The organism is Acinetobacter sp. ANC_7654 (genome assembly GCF_056779855.1).
Genome location: NZ_JBWYIR010000021.1, coordinates 1 through 4,897, shown reverse-complemented (window position 1 = coordinate 4,897; position 4,897 = coordinate 1). Strand labels below are relative to the sequence as shown.

Genomic DNA, 4,897 nt, shown 5'->3' with positions numbered 1-4,897 from the left:
GTTGCCCGCTGGGTCAAAATGGTAACGTTCAGTTTGCTTTGAGCTTTGCGCTTGTATTAAGCGACCAATCGCATCGTATTGATAACTAAGTTTACCTTTTTGACTATCTTGAACTTGAGTCAACAAATAGTTGGCATCATAAGTGTATTGGCGTTGTGCCTGATGTTGTGTTCTATTGGCTGTTTCTTGTTCTACATATATGCGCTGTGCAATCAGTAATCCAACGTCGTTGTATTGGTTGCTTTGGCTTAAACCATTGGCAAGGTAACGTTCTGTTTCTCGGTGTAGGTCATCACGTTTAAAACCAACCATGTCTTTTTTATTTAGGGCAATACCGTAGATATGTCCTGATCCATAAGTTAAGTGGCTAATTTCCTGACCATCCGGACGAACAGTTTTGATGAGATTGCCGAGTTCATCGTATTCATAGCGTAGTACTGCAGTCATTGGTTTCAGATTTGGCACTTGGTAGTGTTGGTGTTCTCTAACCAATTGTCCTATCGCATTATGGTAGAAGTCGTTTTGGCTCTGTTGGTTCTTTGCTTGAATTAACTGGCTATTCAGATTGTAAGTAAACTCTTCTGTTTGGTGTTGTTTGCTTTCGCGGTGGATGTAGGTTTTTGACGCAATTTGTCCGTCTTCATAGTAGCCAAATTGTGTGATGATATTCGGTTGTTGAATGTGGCTAAGTCGACCAAGCTCATCGTAACTATAGTGTTTTTCTTCACCATCAAAGGCTTGTTCTCGTGTGAGATAACCATAACTGTTGTATTCGAATACATATTCTGCATGATTTTGGTTGATAAGTTTCTGTATACGCCCTTGTTTATCCCACTGATAGGCAATTTGGTGTTTGTTGGCATCAAGGCGTTTTTCTAATAGACCCACTGCATTGTAGTGGTATTGAGTCACCTGTCCTTTGGTATCAATGTGTTTGAGAAGGCTTCCTTCTTGGTCATGTTCAAAGTGTTCTTTTTGTCCATCTGGATAGATGATGGATTTAAGTTGTCCTTTGTCTATACCTTGATCACTATAGATGTATTGCACACCTGTTTGGTCTGCGGCTTGTTGTTGTTTAAGTTGTCCTTCTTCATCATATTGCCAAGCACTTTCTTTACCCGAACAATCGGTATATGACGTCATTTGCCCAAGGTCATTATACTGGATTTTTTTAGAGCCACCTTTGGCATCAGTAATTTCAATCAATTGACCTTCGGCATTGTATTTATATTGTGTTGTGTGACCCAATGGATTGATTTCTTTGGTCATCAAGCCATCTGCATTGTATTCGCGTTTCCAAATATGACCTTCAGGATCTTTTATTTCAGTTAGATTTTTATGTTCATCATAAGCAAATCGAATCACTCCGCCATTTGGTTGAATGATTTTAATCAGCAGACCTTCTTCATTGTATTGCTGTTGAGTTTCACGACCACTGTAATCAATCTCTCGAGTGATACGTTTATGTTGATCACGTGAATACCATTTTTCACGACCATCTGCTAATCGAATACGATAAGTAAAACCATCTAAATCAAAGTAGTAATAGGTCGGCACGTTGTAAGCATCATATACAGCGACTTGGCGCAGACGAGGATGCCATTTTAAAGTTGTTTTAAAGCTTCCATCATCCGCCCATTCTTCAATGGCTTTTGCATTTGGTTCATTCGAATCATAACGAATATTTTGACCACGACCTGATCGATCGGTATAACGTGTTAATTGATGATACGCATTGTATGAATACTGACGAGCGTGACCATTCTCATCATATGCTTCTACTAAATTTCCGTTATGATCGTACCCATAACGAGCAAGTGGTTGTTCTTGATCATCCACAAAAATAGCAATAATTTTTGCTTGATCATTGTAAGCAAATTTCAAAATTTGCTGAGTCTTCTTAAAATTAAAATGGACGGTTTGTAAATAAGCTTTGCCATTTAGCAAGATATAACGAAGATCGACTTGTTCTTGAGTTGATGAATTTCTCTCTTGCGTAAGCTGATAACTTTGACCTTGATCGAATGTACTAAATTGATAATCCCATTCTGTTCCAAAATTTAGGACTAATTCACCCTGTTCATTTAGATGTGTTGTAATACCTTGGAATGGAACTTCATAGGATTCACGCATAATGATCGATGGCAATTGTTGTTTTCTGCCTTTCGCATCAATAAACAAATAACCCTTTTCATTTGGAACAATCAAATTAGAAAAAGGCATTAACCAACGAGCACCCAAAGCACCGTTATCGAATTCCGCCATTTGGGAGTTATAAAGTCGATTGAATACTAATCCCAGCTTAGGTAGGCTGAAGTCTACATGGGAAACTCGTTCAGCACCTATAGAATAGCTAATACTATGAGCAGTATTGGTTTCAGCACTTGTTGTTGGTTCAGCTGGATTCAAACATGGAGGATCCATTAATGCATCTGCTTGCAAACTGACAAATTCAAGGATATCGCCCTCAGTTTGACGCTCAAACTCACCAGTTTGATTAATCGGAACACTGGCATTTCCCTTATTTTGATTATCTTGAATAGCCTTAAGTGTTTGTTGAATGAGCCAACCAAGACTGTATTGCAAGCTTGGGTTTGTCTGATTCTGCAAATCGTTACTAATCGAAGTAATCGCCTCTACAAGTAAATTTTCAAAATGACTCGGAGTTGATTCAATTTTAGGTGTTAAATCTGCTCGAGGCTCAACACTGAGTAAATCTATTAATGGTATTGCCCAATTTTGAAATTGTAAATTTGGATCTCTTTTTTCAGCTGATGCGCTCGATGTTATTTCCGTTACAACAGACGATGATGAAGATGATTGAAGAGATTTTAGAATCTGAACAGCCAAGGCATTTGCATTCGTTAATAAGTCCGCTAATTTAGCTTGTGTCTCTTTTAGATAGGTCTCTAAATTCCCTGCCATTCTTGCATTAAGATGTAATTCCATACGTCGAATGTCAGTTGACTTAATTTTACCATTTTCAGGATATAGACATTCAGCCATTAATCCTAAAATGGGACGTAAACCCATCCTTGCATGTGCTTCATGTTTAGGCTCTGCAAACAATCCAATTAAATTCGCACCAAGCAAAGCATTTCGTTGTATTGAAAGCACTTCTGTTTGAGGAGACATTGCATACAACAATAAATCAAGCACACTTCCACTTAAAGCATATATATTAGCTACAGTAGTTATATGGGCATTTGCTTTGACTTTAAGTAATGATGTTTGGCCACAGACCACAAGGAAATTTTCAATTTGATTAGCAATAACTTGTAAGTCAGCTACACTACTCACACTGTCTAAATTAAATACAGCAAGTTCAACACTCGATTGTGCATTATTAGAAACTTGTTCGTTTTCAGTTGCCATGACTAACCTATATATTTTTAATCTTTTAAGTTTTTCGCGTTATATTGTTCTAAATCAGGACGATCATTACTCGTTTTTAATCGAGTTGTTTCCGTATATTTAATGCCGCCAGATTGATAATATTTTTGTGAAATAAACTGATCATCTGCTGATGTTGAATTGTTTGTACTCACATCTACTTTATTCACTTGTATAGGCTTATTAATCTCAACAGTCTTTTGATTTGTTAACAATGGAGCTGGATTCGATTTCGTACTGATTCTTGTTGTTTCGGTATACGTTAATCCGCCAGATTGATAATATTTCTGTGCAATGTAGTCATCAGTTACAATGACCTTTTCAGATTGATTCGTAATATTTTCCTGATCCAATGCTGTATCAAAATTTGTATTTGGCATAAACCCAGTTGAATTCATAAAATTCGGAATCAACTTCGATGTGGCCTGCTGAGTTATAAAATCAACGCCTTGCGTACGAATCATATCTAGTGATTGAGAAGGATTTACTGCCATTTGGCTTATAGTCTTCAATTGATCAGGACTTAAACCTAAATTTAATTTTTCTGAAATTCCACCTAAAGTAGAACTTGCCACTTGATTTTTGAGTTGCCCAACAGTTTGGTCTGCTAGACCTTTTAAAGCATTCTTGCCTATATCCTTTAAATTCATACTATCAAGTTGAGTCAAATTATTTTTAACTTGAGCCATTAAATTCTGACCCAGCTGATTTAAGCTCGAGTTCACAAAATTAGATGCACCAGGAATTACTGCATCTGCCCAATCATAACTTCGCGAAAAATGACTTGATAATGCCCAAGGACTTCGCTCATCTTTATCAAAAATCACTTGTGCACCACCAGGAGCAATTCCTGTTACTTGAGCAAAACCATTCGCATCTAATTTCCCTGTTATTGTCTTCCCAAGAGAGTCAATAACTTTATATCCAGCTCCTTTAAAGAATTCACTTCCACCATAACTTCTTAAAAGATTCAATGCGCCTTTTAACGGTTGCATTGTTGGCAATTGAGCTGAAGTACTTACACTCGCTCCCGGCTTAAATAAATGCTGCCCCGCTTTGACTTCAAACTTACCAGCTGTGGTCGGTAAAACTCCCGAACTGCTAATTTCAATCTGTGAGCCGCCACCGATCAACACTATTTTTTTTGCCGCTTTAATTTCAATTCGATCTTCCGTGGAAATAATCTGCACACCCTTTCTAGCAATCAGATCAGCACCATCCCCTTGAGCTTGAATCTCGATCTTGCCTTTGCCTGCATACAGTCGTGCCCCTTCTTGCGCTGCAAATAAACTGATCTTTTTGCTGGCATGTCCGATGATGCTGTCTTGCGTGCTGGTGTTGTTAATGCTTCCTTGTGCAATCTGGTTGATCTGCCCATCTGCACTGAGGTGGATGTCTTCGTTACTTTCTACGGCAATTGAACTTGGTGAAGCCAAGAGCATGATCGCTTGTTTGAAAGCTGCGGCTTTGCTTTGGTCTTCGCTCTCTAAGTTCTTGAGATAGC

General features: G+C 38.2%; 2 protein-coding genes. Both read right to left on the bottom strand.

Going from position 1 to position 4,897, the window contains the following annotated elements; genetic code table 11:
- A partial coding sequence (locus tag AC1M86_RS14725; protein WP_481608247.1) for a DUF6531 domain-containing protein occupies window positions 1–3,375 on the bottom strand: 3,375 nt, incomplete at its 3' end.
- 17 nt (window positions 3,376–3,392) lie between these two features.
- Window positions 3,393–4,897, bottom strand: a 1,505-nt coding sequence (locus AC1M86_RS14720; RefSeq protein ID WP_481608246.1) for a DUF2345 domain-containing protein, incomplete at its 5' end; no start/stop codon positions are given.